Source organism: Sulfuricurvum sp., from assembly GCF_023250475.1.
Taxonomy (GTDB): Bacteria; Campylobacterota; Campylobacteria; order Campylobacterales; family Sulfurimonadaceae; genus Sulfuricurvum.
Genome location: NZ_JAHFAQ010000027.1, coordinates 1 through 18,979 on the forward strand (window position 1 = coordinate 1; position 18,979 = coordinate 18,979).

General features: G+C 44.0%; 19 protein-coding genes. 8 read left to right on the forward strand and 11 right to left on the reverse strand.

What is annotated here, in order from left to right:
• The 7 genes from Q0C19_RS04190 to Q0C19_RS04220 form a co-directional block, all read right to left on the reverse strand.
• Positions 1 to 2,430, reverse strand: a 2,430-nt coding sequence (locus Q0C19_RS04190) for a translocation/assembly module TamB domain-containing protein (protein ID WP_295053073.1), incomplete at its 3' end; no start/stop codon positions are given.
• Positions 2,427 to 4,121: an outer membrane protein assembly factor gene (locus tag Q0C19_RS04195; RefSeq protein WP_295053074.1), complete on the reverse strand. Its 1,695-nt coding sequence runs from the start codon at positions 4,119 to 4,121 to the stop codon at positions 2,427 to 2,429. The genes Q0C19_RS04195 and Q0C19_RS04190, both read right to left, overlap by 4 nt.
• A gap of 73 nt (positions 4,122 to 4,194) precedes the next feature.
• On the reverse strand, positions 4,195 to 4,623 hold the full coding sequence (locus Q0C19_RS04200) for a hypothetical protein (protein ID WP_295053076.1): 429 nt from the start codon (positions 4,621 to 4,623) through the stop codon (positions 4,195 to 4,197).
• A 6-nt stretch (positions 4,624 to 4,629) separates the two neighbouring features.
• Positions 4,630 to 5,196 (reverse strand): hypothetical protein, encoded by a 567-nt coding sequence (locus Q0C19_RS04205; protein WP_295053078.1) that lies wholly within the window; start codon positions 5,194 to 5,196, stop codon positions 4,630 to 4,632.
• Positions 5,197 to 5,202: 6 nt separating this feature from the next.
• Complete coding sequence (locus tag Q0C19_RS04210) at positions 5,203 to 7,119, reverse strand: TonB-dependent receptor (RefSeq protein ID WP_295053080.1); 1,917 nt, start codon at positions 7,117 to 7,119, stop codon at positions 5,203 to 5,205.
• Positions 7,065 to 7,322 carry a hypothetical protein gene (locus Q0C19_RS04215; protein ID WP_295053081.1) on the reverse strand — a complete coding sequence of 86 codons (258 nt, stop codon included), beginning with the start codon at positions 7,320 to 7,322 and terminating at the stop codon, positions 7,065 to 7,067. The genes Q0C19_RS04210 and Q0C19_RS04215 overlap by 55 nt, the downstream gene beginning before the upstream one ends.
• Positions 7,323 to 7,364: 42 nt before the next feature.
• Entirely contained in the window at positions 7,365 to 8,936 is a 1,572-nt protein-coding gene (locus tag Q0C19_RS04220; protein ID WP_295053083.1) for a methyl-accepting chemotaxis protein, read from the reverse strand.
• A 69-nt stretch (positions 8,937 to 9,005) separates the two neighbouring features.
• Between Q0C19_RS04220 and Q0C19_RS04225 the strand changes: the two genes are divergently transcribed.
• The 7 genes from Q0C19_RS04225 (at position 9,006) to tpx (ending at position 14,673) form a co-directional block, all read left to right on the forward strand.
• Positions 9,006 to 10,331, forward strand: a complete 1,326-nt coding sequence (locus tag Q0C19_RS04225) for an NFACT family protein (RefSeq protein ID WP_295053085.1) — start codon at positions 9,006 to 9,008, stop codon at positions 10,329 to 10,331.
• An 11-nt stretch (positions 10,332 to 10,342) separates the two neighbouring features.
• Positions 10,343 to 10,654: a hypothetical protein gene (locus tag Q0C19_RS04230; RefSeq protein WP_295053086.1), complete on the forward strand. Its 312-nt coding sequence runs from the start codon at positions 10,343 to 10,345 to the stop codon at positions 10,652 to 10,654.
• Between the two features lie 91 nt (positions 10,655 to 10,745).
• On the forward strand, positions 10,746 to 11,504 hold the full coding sequence (locus Q0C19_RS04235; protein ID WP_295053088.1) for a phosphatidate cytidylyltransferase: 759 nt from the start codon (positions 10,746 to 10,748) through the stop codon (positions 11,502 to 11,504).
• Positions 11,501 to 12,577: a 1-deoxy-D-xylulose-5-phosphate reductoisomerase gene (gene dxr / locus Q0C19_RS04240; RefSeq protein ID WP_295053090.1), complete on the forward strand. Its 1,077-nt coding sequence runs from the start codon at positions 11,501 to 11,503 to the stop codon at positions 12,575 to 12,577. Before Q0C19_RS04235 ends, dxr begins: the two co-directional genes overlap by 4 nt.
• Positions 12,571 to 13,101: an alpha/beta hydrolase gene (locus Q0C19_RS04245; protein ID WP_295053092.1), complete on the forward strand. Its 531-nt coding sequence runs from the start codon at positions 12,571 to 12,573 to the stop codon at positions 13,099 to 13,101. Before dxr ends, Q0C19_RS04245 begins: the two co-directional genes overlap by 7 nt.
• Positions 13,098 to 14,075 carry a tRNA (adenosine(37)-N6)-threonylcarbamoyltransferase complex transferase subunit TsaD gene (gene tsaD / locus Q0C19_RS04250; RefSeq protein WP_295053094.1) on the forward strand — a complete coding sequence of 326 codons (978 nt, stop codon included), beginning with the start codon at positions 13,098 to 13,100 and terminating at the stop codon, positions 14,073 to 14,075. Before Q0C19_RS04245 ends, tsaD begins: the two co-directional genes overlap by 4 nt.
• Before the next feature lie 94 nt (positions 14,076 to 14,169).
• Positions 14,170 to 14,673 carry a thiol peroxidase gene (tpx, locus tag Q0C19_RS04255; RefSeq protein WP_295053096.1) on the forward strand — a complete coding sequence of 168 codons (504 nt, stop codon included), beginning with the start codon at positions 14,170 to 14,172 and terminating at the stop codon, positions 14,671 to 14,673.
• A gap of 64 nt (positions 14,674 to 14,737) precedes the next feature.
• Here tpx and Q0C19_RS04260 read toward each other — a convergent pair whose 3' ends face one another.
• From Q0C19_RS04260 to recA, 4 genes are read right to left on the reverse strand one after another with little or no spacing between them, the layout of a single operon-like run.
• The gene (locus Q0C19_RS04260) at positions 14,738 to 15,349 is read right to left on the reverse strand and encodes an AMIN domain-containing protein (RefSeq protein ID WP_295053098.1); all 612 of its coding nucleotides are present in this window, start codon (positions 15,347 to 15,349) and stop codon (positions 14,738 to 14,740) included.
• A 13-nt stretch (positions 15,350 to 15,362) separates the two neighbouring features.
• The gene (locus Q0C19_RS04265) at positions 15,363 to 15,623 is read right to left on the reverse strand and encodes a hypothetical protein (RefSeq protein WP_295053101.1); all 261 of its coding nucleotides are present in this window, start codon (positions 15,621 to 15,623) and stop codon (positions 15,363 to 15,365) included.
• 26 nt (positions 15,624 to 15,649) lie between these two features.
• Positions 15,650 to 16,918: a phosphopyruvate hydratase gene (eno, locus tag Q0C19_RS04270; protein WP_295053103.1), complete on the reverse strand. Its 1,269-nt coding sequence runs from the start codon at positions 16,916 to 16,918 to the stop codon at positions 15,650 to 15,652.
• Positions 16,915 to 17,952 carry a recombinase RecA gene (gene recA, locus Q0C19_RS04275; RefSeq protein WP_295053107.1) on the reverse strand — a complete coding sequence of 346 codons (1,038 nt, stop codon included), beginning with the start codon at positions 17,950 to 17,952 and terminating at the stop codon, positions 16,915 to 16,917. Before recA ends, eno begins: the two co-directional genes overlap by 4 nt.
• Before the next feature lie 177 nt (positions 17,953 to 18,129).
• Here recA and Q0C19_RS04280 point away from each other — a divergent pair.
• The coding region (locus Q0C19_RS04280; RefSeq protein WP_295053105.1) for an MqnA/MqnD/SBP family protein at positions 18,130 to 18,979 on the forward strand (850 nt) is incomplete at its 3' end.

Here is an 18,979-nt window from a genome sequence, read left to right on the forward strand (position 1 = left end):
ACTCATCACCGGATCGGAGCTAAAAAGGAAAATAGGAGAGTCCAGAGTATGGGTAACATAAATAAGGATTTTATTGTAATCAACCTCATGTTCTATTGTGATATTAAGATAGGGATTCAAAGGGATATCGCCACCAAAATAGATTTCCGAGTGTTTTATGCCGAATGACTTACCTGCACTCACAGCAGTACCTGAGGGGATAGTGAGCATCCCTAAAATTTGCATCGCTTCCGTAGGATCTTTCCAAAGCGTTATATCGGGGTCCAAAAGAAGATCAAGCTCTTTCGTTTTAAACCGGATCGGCTGTTCCGCCATAATATGAAGATTCATAGAGAGTTTTGCACTGCTTGGGGGGCGTACATCTTGAACAATGATAATGTCATCGTCCATCACTTTAAACTCCTGAAACGGCAAGTAAGTGACAGATGCATCCAGGATATTGACTACCCCTGAAAGGTTTTGATTCGCTTGTGCGTCACGTTCAAACGTAATGTCGGCAGAAGCATGGGCATCCCCCTCAGGCCCGTGATAACTGAATCGGCTTGAACGCAATCGAACGGACGCGCTAAGATCAGACTGAACCCTTCCGGTGAGAAGAAGCGTATCAAATACCCATAATTCATCGATAATGACATCTCCGGCAGCATTAAGATGCAAATGAGACGTTTTATCGGTAGTGATAGGATGGTTGGCAATTTCAAAACGGTAGCCATCAACGGTAATATTTCCATCACGGTATTTCAAACTCACACTCCCGTCCGTTCCGCCATAGGCGCGTTGAGAGTCTAGCACCGCGGCATACCACGGAATAGCAATATCGCTTTGCACGGTGAGTGTTTTACCCAGCGTTACACGGGTTTTGGTACGAACTTCAGCATCGTAGTATTCGCCTTTATGCAGTTCAATGGGGTGCACTTTTGAGAGGGTAGCAAACAAAGAGGGGGTCAGAGTGTCGATATCGACGTAACGTTGAGACGATGTCAGCGAACCGCTCATATCAAAAAATGTCCCGAGATAATTTCCGGAACCTTTGAGTTTCTCCCCCTGCACAACCATGGAGAGCGCAACCGACTCTCCTGAAAGATTAAGACGCGTAGCGTTGACTTCGTCGTTTAACGAAACCCTTAGATGCTCAGGCGGTTTATGTGCCCAGTTTTTCCATAACGGCGCATCAGACGGAAGGGTAAGATTCCCCTCTAGCGAGTGGTGTCCGTTTTGCGTCGAAAAGATCCCGCTAAAGAGAGCGTCATCGTGTACCGCAGCGATTGCCCCTTTTAGCTTGTCCGCACGGAGGAGATACGTTCCCTCGCCGTTGAACCGAAGAGAAGAAGCACGAATAGCCTCCGGTAGAGAAGGGATAAACGTCAGATCTTGACGGCTACTGCGAAGTTTCCAGCTAAAACGGTCATAATCTTTGGTAGTAAAGGTGAGAATACTCCCATCGAGCGTAAGCGCTCCGATGAGTCCGCCCGAATCATCACTGAACTCTCCGTGCAACGTGTTGGACGGAAGCGGGCGGGTCGAAGTAATGATGCCGTCAAATTCGGTCGATGTTTTTCCCTCAAGAGAGTAGCGGAGATGCTGTTTCGTCTGCATTACATCACCGCCGCTCGCCAGAGCATAGAGCGCATCAATATCGAAATACCTGTTTTCGTAAAAGTATTTGAAATCAAGAGTAATCGCTTTGACTTGGGTATCCGGATCTTGTTTTAATTGCAACGCAGCGATTGCCGTGCGTAAAATCGCTTTGTCGCTGGAGAGTTCTTTGATCTCAATACGTACACTTCTCGGCAATGTCGTAAAACGACCGCTATAGGAAGCAAGGTTCTCCGCATTGGGATAGAGATCTCCTACCCCGCGCAGAGTATTATTACGGACAACCCCATGAACGGCAGCGTTTGCATAGCGGGACTTTAACGTTGCATTCAAAGAGGCAAAATTCAGCTCATTTCCGTCGTACGTTCCGTTTTTTCCGTATACATCGAGTTCTATCGGATACGAACCCATCAGCTGAAGGTTGGTAATACTCACCTCGCGGAGTTTAAATGTCGGAAACGGCCAAACCGATTTTTCAGTGCTTATGAAGTCATCCAATTGAAGACGTAACCCCTCAATACGAACCGAATCAATCGTCTGCTCCCCCTCCAATATTTTGACGAGATTGTATTTGAGAAGAAACGTTTTGGCTTCGATGTTATCGGTGTGGACGTTATGGAGGGTAAATCCCTCCATCAACGACCCTTCAGAATGGGTATAGTGAATACCGAACGGTTTAAGAAAATAGGTGTTGACAATATCGAGTCCATCCGGACGAAAAGCGATGTACAGCACAGCTGAAGCCGCAAGAAAAGCACTATAGAGGAGGAAATGGGCTGTTACGAAAAGATGTTTGAACCATTTTCGCCACGGCAGAGACAAAAATCGTTTCAAAACAGCTCTCCGATCCGAAAATGGAGCGCATATTGTGCAGTATCTTCGGGATCAACCCCAAAATCGATTGCAATAGGGCCGATCGGAGTGACATAACGAAATCCCGCCCCTACTCCCACATAGCCGTCTTTGGCATAATCGGGAATGGTATTTTTAGAGGCGAACGTAACGTCCGTAAACAGTACCCCTCGAAATTCTTGATAGATAGGAAAACGGTATTCAAACGACCCTTCAGTCAAAGATGAAAAACCGATCGGATCGCCGTCGCTATTTTTGGGGCCTAGATCACGATAGGTATAGGCACGGTTCGAGTTCATCCCCCCCGCATAAAAACGGTACGACGAAGGAACCTCTCCATCATAAACCCGCAATGTTCCCCATTTGAGTTTAGCTCCAAAAACATGCTCATCAATACTCGTGATGTACGCAGCGGAAAGGAGCGTTTTGAAATAGCTGGCATCCGATATTTGCGCGGTGTAGAGCGAGCCCATAAAATTGGCATTGAGCCAATACCCTTTGGTCGGTTCAAGCGGTTTATCCCGTGTATCGTAGTTGAGCTCTCCGATCGGTGAAACGAGAGAGAGTTTATTGTCAGGAAACGTTGCCGTATCTTTACTGTCATAGGTTTTAACCTGATCAAGTAAAAATCCCATCATCGCCGATGCGGGAGTGTCTTGGTATTTCGCTGTCAATTTTTGGTAGGTGCTTTCGGTTTTATACCCGTCATATATTTCATTTTTATATCCGACGTCAACCCCGATAAGACCCCGATTTTGTAATGGAATCCCGAGTGTAGCGGCTGCCTCTTGCTTGATTTGGGAGTAGCGAACGTCAAAGGAGAGGGTTTTAAGATCACCCAAAAAATTGCGGTGCTTGATCCCGCTCTGCGCGGCTATTCCCTGATCGCTGCTGTATCCGAATCCGGCAGTAAACCGGATAGGGCGCTCGGCCTCTTCAACATTTAAGGTAATAGGGACAACGCTTCCGTTACGCTCATTGTCATTGATAACGACGCGGCTAATCCCCTCTTGGGCATACAGGGCTTCATAACTCTCACGAATAGCTTTTACACTGTACGGGTCCCCCTCTTCGAACCGCATCATCGACGCAGTAAGGTTCCTGTCGATATTGGGGGTCGATTCGACACTGATCGCACCAAAGGTACACGGCTCCCCCGGGGTAGCTTCAAAGAGGAGATAAGCCCGATCAGTTTCAATATCAACCCATGCTTTAGTATTGAACTGCGCATTGCAGTAGCCCGATTCTCCGTAGCGCTTTTTAATCGCCGATTTGGACTCGGAAAAAGCCTCTTGGTCAAACAATCCTTCCGGGCGAAGTACAATAGCCGACCCGATATCCAAGGGGCTGTTGATCTGAATATCTCCGATGAGGATGGGGTCATTCTCCTGAATCTTGAAAACAACTTTGTTTTCGACCGTTTCAGAAGTAACGCGTGCATGATAAAACCCTTTGGATCGGTAAAAACTGCTTAACGCCGAAACACTTTGAGAGACGGCAATAGGTTCGATAGAGGGCTGATCTTCCCATACCTCGATACCATAGGGTTTCCGTAACCCCAATACGCCATAAAGCTGATCAGAACTGATTTTATCGTTGCCGCTGAAAGAGATCGGAAGGGGTGCGCTCAGCAATGCCATATTTAGCAACAGTATAAATACCGCATATCGCATCTGCACCCCTATTTTTTGTTTATTTTATCCTAAAATAGTGTGCCTAAAGGAAATACAGATATTCCCTCTCCATTTAGAGGCCATTTGCTGGAGATTTCCCCATCATTGCCAGCCAATTACGGTCAAAGACTTTGGCGACATAACTTTCACGATGGGGGATTAAACATCCTGCACAATTTTGGTGAATTGTATGTTCACCTATATAACGCTCTCCCTCCGCTGAATCAATCGAACAAATACTGAAAAGTGTTTTTCCCTCAACAATACTAAAACCGCCGTCATTAAAACGAAAATGGGGACATGCGCACAAATAACAGTTGAGCTCCGCCGTATCATGGCACTTCGTATTCTCTGAGTAGAGGGGGCAAAAATCTCTCTCCTTTTCCGCCATATTCTCAAACCGAAAATATCGGATCACCTCATCGTCGCTCAGATTCTCGAGTTTTTTCATAAGGTCTGTATGTTTAGCCGCATGCGCCGTAAACCAATCAAGATAGGTCATAACAACTTACCTACGAGCTGTTTTGAATGCCATTATCAGCAAAGCCATAATAAGCAGTTCAAGTGGAAGCAGTCCGACATGGAGCCAATAGACTTGCGCGGAGGAACTAACAATGTTATACGATTCTAACACCTTATAAAAAAGGTAGGATAGAAGCAATCCCCCCAGATATCCTTGCTGTTTGGCGATATCAATCCAACCCATAATTCGTGTTTTACGTGCGAAATGGGTCTCGGCACGGACCAAGTATCCTCCGAACACAAAAGAGAGCTGATAGGCCCCATAAATGACCAATGCAGTAGTTTGATATTCAGAAAAAACAAGAAAGAATCCGATCATTAAAAGCATCACCGCTTCCGCTGCAAGAGAGACGGCAAAAAAGCGTTCGAGCGTCATCAGATAATGATACACATACGCCATCCCCATCAATCCAAGAGCCAAAACAACGCCTCCGATCGAAAATGTAGAGGGGCTGAGCGACCCGTAAATCGTAAACACCGATCCCCCCACCATTCCGGTGAAGAGAGAGTTTAGGAATTTGTAGCGAATATAAGGGCGAAAAGAGAGTTTCATAGTACCCTAAAAAATAAATTTTAATCCGAACACTACACTTCTTGTAAAATCAACAGGATATATAGCATTATCATACAACCAAATACCATTAGATTGATCAAACAAATTGTTGATTTTGGTAAAAAGCTCATAATTGTCTTTTGCATACGTAATAGAAATATTGGTAGAAGAATAAGGGTCTTGTTTTTGAGAAAAGTTATTATTAAAATCCTCTTGGGCATATGCCGATGAGCGATAAAGCTCTGTTATTGAGGCCGTTGTATTTGAATTTGGCAAATACGATAATGTAATTTTTCCATTATGGGTAGATACCCCTGGAAGCTTATTTCCGGCATAATTATCGTTCCCTTGCTTTTCTTTATCAATTATTGCCTGAACATAGTTGTAGTTTGCAAATATATTCCACTGCTCACTGATAAGCCATTGGTCAGATATATCGAATCCGTATTTATGGGATTTATCAATATTGGTATTTTTATCAATCGTATACGTGTGATCAGGATAATAATAGATTTCATTGTCTAAATCCACATAATAAAGAGATGCTTTGAACTTATTAGAAGAATGTATATTATTGTATCCGATAGTATACGTGTTTGTTTTCATCGGTTGAATAAATCCGTTAAAGGTTCCTCCCATATTGAAAAAACGATCAATATCCGGAGATTCAAAAGCATGGCTGTAATGAACGAACAGTGAGTCTTGCGCTGAAAGTGTATAAGAATATCCGCTCTCAATAGCATACAGAGTATCATCTTGTGAAAGATTAGTATTAGAAGCTAAATACTCATAAGAGACTTTTTCATAGCGCCCTCCGGCCGTAAAAGTATGCTTATCAATATGAAGCTCTGAAGAAACATACAGGGCGTGATTATTTTTCGATGCAGTATTTGATGTGGTTTTACGCTCTCCCCAAATGTTTTGAGTACCGATGACAGCAGAAAAATTGCTGTTGTCATAGTCAAGATGAGTATTTAATTGATTGTATCGATAATTGCTAGGAGAATAAGGGATATATTGGGATTGTTTTATTTCTCTTGAACCATCAACCGAAAGTGAATAGTTTTTATTAATAGAATACATTATTCCTAAATTTAGAACATCTGAATTGACAGTTTGATGGGTAGAATATCCGGCAGTTCCCAACTGTGCAGGATTAGAATTATATTCATCCAGTGTCATTGATGCCGCATAGATAGAGTCATTTTTTGTGAATTCCGCCCCCCCATGAACCTCAAATTTGTCAGTAGGGTGATACGAAAGTTCAATCCCGCCATTGGTATTCTTTTGGATGTCACGATTTCCATCATTATCAACTGCTCGAGATCCGCCCGTATCGTAGTGATTTAAATGTAATGAATATGAATAGCGATCTTCAAATTGTGACAGATAAAGGGATTGTCCAAAAGTATGATAATTTCCTCCATAAAAGCTGAGCTCATTATTATTTCCTTGTTTTGTTAATATATTAATAACAGCGGCATTAGCACCATCACCATACACAACCGAACCGGCACCTTTAAGAATTTCAATCCGTTCAATTGTATTTATAGGTATAGAACCTAACAGTTGCGGGGCCATATCAATATTATTAAGACGACGGCCATTGAGGGTTACGACAATATTTTGATATCCGGTATCTCCTAATGCATAGCCGTGAATATCGAGTTGTTGAGCAAAAGGATTGCCTAACCCTTGCGATGCTATTAGTGACGTTTCCTGATTAAAAAAATCATAAATATTTTTAGTATGAGATTTTTCAATATCTTTTGCTGTGTAAATCTCAGCGGAATATGGGGCATTAAGTTCATTATTTTCTATGGCATTTGAAGTGATCGTTATCGGTTGAAGCTGAAGAGTATTAGCCCCTAATGAGGCAACAAGTGTTGCTGACGCAACGAGCGATAAGGTCTGTTTGTACATGAGTGTCCTTGAATAATAGTCGTAATAATGGATGAGAGAAGGACACTCTTGGGCGGGGATACGGTTGAATAGGTGTGAATCGGATGGGTAGGGCAAATCCAGATTATTTGATTGATAATCTGGAGAAGTCGAACTTCAGAGGCGTATGCTTGGATAGCAACAAGTGAAAAGTAATTTTTTCCGAATCCGCGTGGCGAACGCATTGCTATCCTCCCAATTTTTTTAGGAATTATAGCGCAAAAGGTTTAGGACTTAAATTGTCCTAACTGCGTATTCAGGCTAGTAGCAGCGTTATAAAGCTCTACCGTGATATTGGATATCTGTTTAATATCTTCTTGATTGCTTTGGGAAAGACTCGACATCTCTGAAACTTTTTGGATGATTTCATGAATTTTATGGGCCATATTCTCAGCTTGCTGAACACTCTGATGACTGGCATCAACATTCGATCTCAATGCACTCGAGGCCGAATCGATTTTCAGATCGATCTCTTCGCTGCGCTCTGCCAGACGGCCGATGTTTTCGCTGTTGGAACTCATCATGTCGGAAGAATCGGAGATGGATTGAATAACGATAGAGATCGTAGAGTTGATCTCCGTCAAACTTTTTTGTGTCCGTTCGGCAAGTTTTCGCACCTCATCGGCAACGACGGCAAATCCTCTTCCGTGTTCTCCCGCACGTGCCGCTTCGATAGCCGCATTAAGGGCAAGAAGGTTCGTTTGATCGGCGATATCGGAAATAATGCTCAATACTCCGCTAACACTTGCCGCATCGGAAGAGAGCTGTGCAAACCGCTCACCCAACTCATTACTCATCTGAGTTGTTTTATGGACTTCATTGGTGATAGCAGTAGCAATTTCACGGACATGACTAAGTTCTGTTTCGGTCAAACGGCTATTTTCAAGCGTTATTTTAGCCATATTGACGCTTTGCTCCAACGTCACTCCGATCTCAGCAGCCGTCGAATTGGTATTTTGAGCAATGGTATTGGTTTTTTCCGATTGGGCAGAGAGATTAGCCGCAGCACTGTTCAACGTAGCCGTAGAACCGACAGCCGACGACGTAATTTGCTTCGTATCATTAATCGTACTTTGAATTTTTTCTATGAATTGGTTGAGGTAAAGACTTGCTATCCCGATTTCATCATTTTTGTTAAGGATCGGAAGACGTTTTGTCAAATCTCCATTCCCGTGAGCAAGGTCACTGGATACTTTGTCAAGTTCTTCGATCGGATGGAGGATACTGCTTCCCGAAATATAATTGATCGCAATCAACATAGCGGTCAAAATACTTCCCAACAGTAAAAACCACTTAAAAAAACTTGATTGAAGTTCATCAAAATAATCAGCTTTGTTAATCCCGGGAATAACCCACATGTCCCATGCAGGGATATAGCGATAAGCGGCAATTTTATCCTGACCGGTAGTGGAAGAGACATACTCGTAAATTCCTCCCGCTTTATCGGCTCGAATATGGTCGATATAATCGTGCCCGGCTTTATTTTGCCCCTCGTCTTTAGGATGAATCGTCATAACTCCATCGGCATTGATAAAATAGACATAACCGCTTTTACCGATTTTAACCTTTTTAATCTCCTCTTTGAAACCCGCTTCTTCGTATGCTTTAGGCTCAATATTCGCAATGTAGTTGACATTTTTTTCCAACGCATCGGCAACAGTATTAAGATCGCTGATCATGATCTCTTTGATCGAGCCTACCGCAATGAAGTATGCTACAATGACACTTACAAGGATAGCACCCACGGCTGCTACAAGATTGACAATAAACTTAGATTTGATGGTGTTAAACATATTCATTTTTATAGATTCCTACATCTCAGGTAATGCGTCATTGTAATTCTCTTTTTCTAAAGACGAGGTAAAATTATGAGATTTTCTTATTTAAAGCAGATTGTTGCGCATATGTACCCATTTACCCATATCGTTGCTGCGTACAGGGCTAACGATACAACTGTCAAACTGGTTTTCAACCGAGAAAACAGCTGGAACTTTGAGATGGCTCGGGGGAATTCGGCGATCACGATCGGAGAAGTTCCCAATCGGGGAAAAGTCTATCAGGCTCCGTTTGATATTTTGCTCGCCAAACGCTTAAACCGCTCCGCCATCCAATCCATTACCCTCCACAATAACGATAAAATCATCCGCATCACAACGACAACCAGCGGCTCGTATAAATCGGAAACAACCATTTTGCAACTTGAATTTACCGGCAAACATACCAATATCATCCTTTTGGATAAAGAGGGAATTGTTTTAGAAGCACTGCGCCACATCGATGAAGATATCTCCACCCGAAGCGTCCGCGTCGGGCAACCATTAGGCGAAATCCCCCCTCCTCCGTATGAGCCCAAAGAGTATCCGCTTGATGACATACGTGAATATTTGATCGAAGAGTTCCGCCGTCGGAGCAACGATAAACTCAATCAGCTAAAACTCGAGAAAAAAGCCCTGTTAGAGAAACGTTTAGCCCAGCTGCACAGACACTTAGACGCCCTTGAGGAAGAAAATTCATTACTGCAAGAGGCTCAGGAAGCGCAGCATGCCGGACATTTGATTCTAGCCAATCTGGAAACGATCAAGCCGTACGATAAAAAGGTGGAGCTGATGAATTTTGACGGAACGCCCATTGTGCTGGAGCTTCCCTCGGGATGCACCACTGCCGCAAGATGTGCTGAAAGTTTTTTCAAACGTTCCAAAAAAGGGAAACAAAAAGCGATAGGACTGCATCAAGAACGGAGCAATCTCCAAGCCAAAATCCGTCACCTTGCCCTTTTTATTCAAACAATAGCCGAAGCGTCAACCCCTGAAGAGATAACGCTCCTATTTCCGGCAAAAACGATAGGGTCCAAGCATAAACCATCCGATTCTATTGCCGAATTTTGGATCGAGGGGATAAAAGTATCGCTCGGAAAAAGTGAAAAAGGAAATATCGAGCTTCTTCACAATGCCAAAGCGCGCGACATCTGGATGCATCTCAAAGACCGCCCTTCGGCACATCTCATTATCTCGACGGACAAGCAACAGCTTCCGGAAAAACTCCTCGAAGCAGCGGCAAAACTGTGTGTCGACTTTTCCGTATTTGAAAAAGGTCGCTATTTGGTCGATTATACCCCACGAAGAGAAGTAAAAATCCAAGAGGGTGCCAATGTCCTCTATACGGACTATAAAACACTATGCATTGAAAAAGGGTAAAAGGAGTTCAGATGGCTGATATCGGTCCGATCGGCGGTGCTATTTATGTCAACCAGCAAATGGCGAGCGTTGCCAGCGAGAAAAATGCCATTTTGAACCGATTCGAATTGCAAGCGCTTGCCGCTGCATCTGCTTCACAAAAAGAGAAACAAGAGATCGAAGAGGTGCGCCCCGCGGAAGAGAATCAGGGGGTTGATCCCGACCGAGAACATACCAAAGAACAAGCCGAACAAGAAGAGAGACGTCCTCAGCACAAAGAGGAAAAACACGAAGCAAACGATACTCCTTCCAAACCGCTCCATCTTCTCGACATTAAAGTTTAACAACTATCGTACTTTGCCCCATATTTAGCATCTATGTATAATAAAATAAATGGTATAATCGCGAAATATTAAAACCATTGGTTACCTAACTATGCAAACTGCAAAAAATTCAACCCAAGAGCGTATTGTTACCGCCGTCTTTCTTATTGCCGGTGTGTTAGTTGTCGGGCTTATCAATAACTTTTGGCTCATGTGGACCGTTATGGGGGTCATTTATCTCCTGGCCTTTCATGAAGCAACCCGCTTGTTCGGGATAAACAACAGTTCTTTGTATGCCTATGCGGCAATTCTTTGGCTTGCGGCAGCGCTTTACCCCTACGGTGAAGATCTATTTGTCATTGCAGGACTTATTTTTGCCGCAGCGGTAGCTTATACCCAAAATATTCCCCCAAGAAATTTTCTCCCGTTTATCTACCCGACGGCCGGAATGCTCTTTACGCTCAGTATGTACCAAGAGTACGGAATGGTAGCGATGTTATGGCTACTCGTGGTTGTTGCCTCTGCCGATGTCGGAGCCTATGTCGTAGGACGCAGTATCGGTAAGACTCCGTTCAGCGTCTCCAGCCCCAGCAAAACTCGAGAAGGGGTATACGGAGGAATTGCCGTTGCGACCGCGGCCGGATTTTTTATCGGCATTACCATCGTTGATATCCCCCAAGCAATTGTTATCTCGATGGCAACCGCAATCGGTGCCGTTTTCGGTGATTTATTCGAAAGTTACCTTAAACGCCAAGCCGGGGTAAAAGACAGCGGTTCTATTTTGCCGGGTCACGGCGGTGTATTGGACCGCATTGACGGCTACTTGTTCGGATCGGTCATTATGCTTGTCCTCCTCCGAGGCGTTGTTTGATCCTACTGGGTTCCACCGGTTCGATCGGAGTCAACGCTCTCAACATTGCTGAACAGTTTCACTTATCGGTAGATACCCTTGTCGCCGGACGCAATATTTCTCTCCTTAATGAACAAATTCAACGCCATAAGCCGACACGCGTTGTCGTAATGCGCGAGGAAGACCGCCATCTCGTCAATCACAGCAATGTTCACTCCGGTGAAACGGCAATTCTGACCGCTATTGAAGAATCTTCCTCTTCCCATGTCGTCAACGCTTTGGTCGGCTTTGCCGGCTTTCGTCCTACCCTTAAAGCACTCGAATGCGGTAAAAAAATTGCCCTTGCCAATAAAGAGTCTTTGGTTGTCGGGGGAGCGTTTATCAATACCGCCAATATCATCCCCATCGATTCAGAACATTTCGGCTTGTGGTATCTCAATCAAACACCCCGCAGAATCAGCCGGATGGTCATTACCGCCAGCGGCGGTGCCTTTCGAGACTGGCCGATAGAGAAACTCTCCTCAGCAACTTTGAGCGATGCGCTCAAGCACCCGAACTGGTCGATGGGGCAGAAAATCACGATTGACAGTGCCTCGATGGTCAATAAACTCTTTGAGCTTTTGGAAGCACGTTGGCTTTTCGGCAAAGGGGAATATGATGCCCTGATTGAAACAAAATCTTTGATTCATGCCCTGATTGATTATACCGACGGCTCAACAACCGCCCATTTTGCCCATGCCGATATGCGCCTTCCCATTGCGTATGCACTTATGGGAAAAGTGGATGTCCCCATTGTCAATAGAATCGATTTAACCCATGTGGGCGGACTTGAATTTCGTTCAATCGAAACCGAGCGCTATCCGATTTGGGAAATCAAAGATGATCTTCTTCTTAACCCTGCACGCGGCGTTATCGTGAATGCCGCAAATGAAGCGGCAATCGAACGTTTTGTTAACGGAGATATCCGTTTTATTGACATCTCTACGTTGATCCTCCGTGCGTATACCTATTTTAGCGGTGTACCGGAGTCCATTGATGCTGTTTTTGCTATCAATGAAGAGGTGCGCCGTTACGTTCGAGGGTTAACGTGCTAAAAGTATTGATGCTTCACGGGTGGGGCGGAAGTGATGACCCTCATTGGCAGGCATGGCTTGCAGGTGAAATAGCCAAGAATTACGGGACTGTCACGTTTCCTCTGTTGGACAATCCCCATTTCCCGAGTAAAAACCGATGGATGAAGCAGGTCAAAACACTTTTAAGCGAATTTCAGCCCGACATCGTCATTTGTCATTCCCTGGCCAATATTCTTTGGTTCCATCTGTGCCATCAAGGTGAGATTGCCCCAATAAAGCGACTCCTTTTAGTCGCCCCGCCAAAATTAACTTGTGAGATAGAAACACTCAAAACTTTTTTTCCTCTTAAAGCGCCTACAAATCTTTTTGCAAAAGAGGTGCTACTGATCACGTCAACGAATGATCCGTATATGACTATGGAAGAGGCTTCAGCACTTCAAAGAGATCTGAATGTGGAGATGAAAGTAATTGAAAACGGCGGGCACATCAACACCGCTTCGGGATTCGGTGAATGGCCCTGGGTCAAAGAATGGGTTTTCCAATGATTCTGAGCATAGAGAGCAGTTGCGACGATAGTTCCATTGCCATTACCGAGATTTCAACCAAAAAACTCATCTATCATAAAAAAATTTCTCAAGAACTCGAACACTCACAATACGGCGGAGTTGTTCCTGAACTCGCCAGCCGCCTGCATGCTTTGGCACTTCCTGCAATTCTAAACGAATGCTCCCCATGGTTCTTGTATCTTAAAGCGATTGCCGTTACCAACGAACCTGGATTAGGGGTAACACTGATTGAGGGAGTAACCATGGCCAAAGCGCTCAGTATTGCCCTTTCACTTCCGATTTTGCCGATCAACCACCTTAAAGGACATATTTATTCTCTTTTTATCGAAAGAGAAGCGATTCTTCCCATAACGGTCTTACTGGTTTCCGGGGGACACACCCAGCTTATTGAAGTACACTCGTATAACCAAATGGAGACCGTAGCCACCACGATGGATGACAGTTACGGAGAGAGCTTTGACAAAGTAGCAAAAATGATGGCGTTAGGCTACCCTGGCGGCCCTTTGATTGAGAATCTCGCACAAGACGGCGATCCAAGCAGATTTCCCTTCACGGTCCCTCTGTGGCAGTCGCCTCTGATTGCTTTTAGCTACTCAGGTCTGAAAAATCAGGTTCGACTTGCAGTCGAAGCCCATGGAGAGGATGCCTATGCCGATATTGCAGCGGCATTTCAAAAAACTGCGACCGAACACCTGACCCAAAAGCTCAAAAAATATTTTAAATCGCATCCTCCTCTCCGTTTTGCTATTGTGGGCGGAGCCAGTGCTAATCTTTATTTGAGAGAACGGGTAAACGAGTTATTGCTCCCCTACCGAGCCGATTTATTCCTATCAGATTTAAAATATTGCTCCGATAATGCCGCTATGATCGGACGTGCTGCACTCGAAGCCTTTCATCTTCATCAATCCGTCTATCACAAAGATATCGCTATTAACCCGCGTTGCAAACTGTGAAATAGCTTAAAGCCAAACATCTCTTCTATAATTCAGAGTTAAATTATCCGATTTAAGTACAATTTTCATACCAAACAAAAAACAGGAGCTTTCAATGGCAACAACTATGCTAAAAGGTAACGTCGTCAATCTTGCAGGAAATACAGTAAACGTAGGGGATAAAGCCCCTGCGGTAACGGTTGTTAATTCTAACGGTCTCGCTGATAAAGTAGTCGGCGGCGCATCAGGTAAAAAACAACTTATCGTTGTAGTACCCTCACTCGATACAGCTGTATGTGCAACGGAAACACGCAACTTCAACAAACGCGCATCCGAAATTGAAGGTGTTGATTTAACAGTAGTTTCTATGGACCTTCCATTTGCTGCTGGACGTTTTTGTTCAGTTGAAGGGATTGATAATCTAGTAGTAGCGTCAGATTTCCGTAACAAAGATTTCGCAAATGCCTACGGTGTATTGATTGCTGACGGTGCGCTTGCGGGTGTAACTTGCCGTGCTATCTTTGCGGTAAACGAAGAAGGGACTGTTATCTACAAAGAGATCGTACCTGAAATCACAGCTGAGCCTGAATACGAAGCTGCTTTGGCTGCCGTAAAATAATTGCTCTTTTCTCTCCTGCGGGAGAGGATCTACTTACTTCCTAAAACACTTTTTTTCTAACTAATTATTTACACGTGATGCTGATCAGCCCGTTTTCTTTACTCAACGTATACGCATAATGGCCATCAAGTGTAATAGTTGCTCTGGCAAATTTTCCGTGATTACCTACCGATACATTCAAAAATGGAGCGGCATTCAGCGGTTTTTGATCGCTGTTAAACGAAGCTTCGTGTTTAAAATCGACAACAATACTATTGGGACTGCTTAACGCAAAATGGCGAACCAATGTGTCCGCTGTTTTTATCGTAAGGGTTTTCCCTTTGGAATAAAGTTGTATAAATCCGAAATTTGCCGCTGATGAACTATTCGTTGCCGCTGAACGGCCTGTTGCGTTTCCTTGTGAGAGAGTAAGCGCTCTGTGCCAATCGATACTTTGATCGATCTGCACCTTTCTCTCCTCAATACTTCCATCAAGATTTTGAATTGTAAACGTAACCTCTTTTAAGACACGTGCTTGGTCCGCAAGTGTATAGTTTATCGTCCCCATTTGCGGTCGGGCCTCAGAAATATTAGAGCTCACTTTTTGTTTTTTGGCATCATCTGTAGCAAAAAAGGGATTTTCACGTGCAAAAAGCGGAGAGAGGAGTAAAAGTGAGAGATAGAATGGATATTTCATAAATCCCCTATTGCTATTGTGAATCAGCATCAAGCTCTTTCAGCTCAAAATACTGTTTTTGCAAAGAGGCATTTTCAGCTTTAAGCCGCTCAATGTCTCCACTTAAATAATCTTGATACTCTTCAAGATCAAGAAGAACGCTTAATGAATTATCTCCAAAAAAGATAAATCCCATATAGACACCTACCGCAAGAACAACACCGGCAGCTAGAAAGAATTTATAGGTCTGCAAGCCGAAATAACGCTCAGTCAGACTCTCTCTTTCCTCGTGCAATAAATGGTGTTGATCCTCCTGATGCATCAGTTAAAAAGAGCACTCCCCAAGTATTCGCCGTACATCACTTCGGTTTCAATTTCAAGAAGGCGGTTATATTTTGCCGTACGCTCACCGCGTGCCGTTGAACCGGTTTTAATTTCACCGCAGTTCAATGCAACGGCAAAATCGGCGATAAATGCATCTTCACTCTCGCCGGAACGGTGAGACATAACACATTTGTATCCGTTGCGCTGTGCAAGACGAACGGTCAGCATTGTTTCGGAAACGGACCCGATTTGGTTCGGTTTGATAAGGATCGAATTTGCAATCTTTTTCTCAATCCCCTCAGCCAAGATATTTGCATTCGTAACAAACAAATCATCTCCGACGAGTTGTACTTTTGATCCTAATCGCTCAGTCAGGATTTTCCATCCTGCCCAATCGTCTTCACTCAAACCGTCTTCGATCGAAACGATAGGATATTTGGCGCATAGGTCGGCATAGTAATCAACCAATTGCTCCGAGGTAACGGTTCGATTTTCAGAATCAAGTCTGTAACCGCCTTCGGTTACGAGTTCAGACGCTGCGACATCCAGTGCGATAGCAATTTGCTCTCCCGCTTTGTACCCCGCTTTCGCGATTGCTTCCATAATAACCTGAATTGGTTCTTCGTTTGAGCTTAAATCCGGTGCAAATCCGCCCTCGTCGCCGAGCGCCGTATTGGCACCGCGATTTTTTAGGATTGTTTTAAGATTATGATAAACTTCAGACGATGCTCGTAGTCCCTCAGAAAAATCACTAAATCCGACCGGCATAATCATATACTCTTGAAAATCGACACTGTTATCTGCATGACTTCCGCCATTTATGATATTGAGCATCGGAACAGGGAGTACCATCGCATTGGCACCGCCGAGATAACGATAAAGAGGAATACCGAGACTTTTTGCCGCTGCACGCGCTACCGCCATAGAGACACCCAGAACTGCATTGGCACCGAGATTACCGTAGTTCTCCGTACCGTCAATCTCTTTCATGACCGCATCTACCATTGCCTGATTAAACGGACTAAGTCCCATCACCGCATCAGCAATTTGACTATTGACATTCTCAACCGCTTTGAGAACACCTTTACCCATATAGCGTGCATCGCCGTCACGCAATTCAAGAGCTTCTCGCTTTCCGGTACTTGCACCGCTTGGTACGATTGCACTTTCGCGTGTTCCGTCACTTAACTGTACCGTGGCTTTAACAGTAGGATTGCCGCGCGAATCCATTACCTCGATTGCACTTACTTCATCAATAAAAATCATTCGTCTACCTCACTAATATCAGATTCATCCATTGCTATAATGCCCGTAACACCCATAGCAGCTTTAATTTTTTCTTCAACTTTACGTGCCAATTCCGGCTCGTCTTTAAATTTTTGTTTAACGTTTTCACGCCCTTGTCCGAGTTTTGTATCCTCAAAACTGAACCAAGCACCGCTTTTGTCAATGATGTCAAGTTTGACACCGTAATCGACGAGCTCTCCTTCTTTGGAGATACCCTCACCGAACATAATATCAAATTCCGCTTGACGAAACGGCGGTGCTACTTTATTTTTGATAACCTTGGCTTTAACGCGATTGCCGATTTGGCTCTCCCCTTGTTTCAAGGTGGCGATTTTACGTACATCGATACGAACCGATGCGTAGAATTTTAGCGCATTTCCCCCGGTAGTCGTCTCCGGCGAACCGTAGCCCATCGTTCCGATTTTCATTCGGATTTGATTGATAAAGATGATCGTACAATTCATTTTATGCATGATACCGGTGAGCTTACGCAACGCTTTTGACATCAAACGTGCCTGAACGCCCACCTGCTGATCGTTCATCTCCCCTTCGATCTCTACTTTCGGTGTCAGTGCCGCAACCGAGTCGATAACGATCAGATCCACTGCTCCGCTGCGAACGATCGTTTCAACGATGTCGAGGGCTTGCTCACCGTAATCAGGTTGTGATACAAGAAGATTTTCGACATCAACACCGAGATTTTTAGCGTATCCGATATCGAGAGCGTGTTCCGCATCAATAAAGGCACAGATTCCGCCGTTTTTTTGACATTCAGCGGTAATTTGAAGACTGAGTGTCGTTTTTCCAGAACTCTCTGGGCCATAAATTTCAATAACGCGCCCTTCGGGTACTCCGCCGATTCCAAGGGCTAAATCCAATCCGATAGAACCGGTACTGATGGCATTAATAGGTTCAATTTCTTTGTCCCCTAAACGCATCAACGTCCCTTTTCCGAACGTTTTATCAATTTGTTTCATCGCGAGTTCAAGCGATTTAAGTTTATTTGGATCCATCATGCGGTGCTCTCCTGAGACTGTAGTGTTTTAAAATTGCGTCATAATATGACAAATTGAAATATATTCAAAAAATATGACAAATTGAAATATTAATAATTCGCATTCTGGAATAGAGATATTTTAGCGTTATTTGGTTAAAATTTAATTGATATGCACAATTGAATAGGATTTTAAGTGAAAAAAATGGTGATTGCCCACTCCCCCGATGCCGATGATATTTTTATGTATTACGCCATTAAATTTGGCTGGGTGAGTAAAAAAAATACCTCTTTTGACAATATTGCATTGGATATTGAAACTCTCAACACCGAAGCACTGAAAGGGACTTACGACATCACCGCAATCAGTTTCGGTCTCTACCCCCATATCCGAAATGATTACGCCCTTTTACGCACCGCAGTGAGTTTCGGTCAAGGGTATGGTCCAAAGCTCATCCGAAAAAAAGAGTCCGTTCTTAAAAAACGGTTCAAAGTAGCTCTCAGCGGAAAGTTTACAACCAATGCATTGCTCTTCAGAATCGCCTATCCCGATGCAAAAATCATTTATATGAATTTCTTGGAGATCGAACAGGCGGTTTTAGACGGTGTCGTAGATGCCGGTGTATTAATCCATGAATCCATTTTGGGATATGATGAATCCCTCGAAGTCGAGCGTGAACTATGGGATGTATGGTGCGAACTTTCCGGCGGCGATCTTCCCCTCCCGCTGGGTGGGATGGCTATTCGCCGCTCACTGCCGATAACCTCTGCGATTGAATACGAAAATGTTTTGACAAAAGCCGTACAAATTGCACGAGATCATAAAGAGAACCTCTCTAAAATGTTGATGGAACGCAACTTGGTTCGTATTGATGCACCGACACTGGAAAAATATCTCGAGCTCTATGCCAATGACGAATCCATCACGTTGAGTGAAACCCAATACAAAGCGATTGAACTGTTGTTTGAACTTGGATACAAACACCACTTTTTTGATACCCGTATCGATCCGAGAGATTTTATGCTCCCTCTAGAATACACTGAAT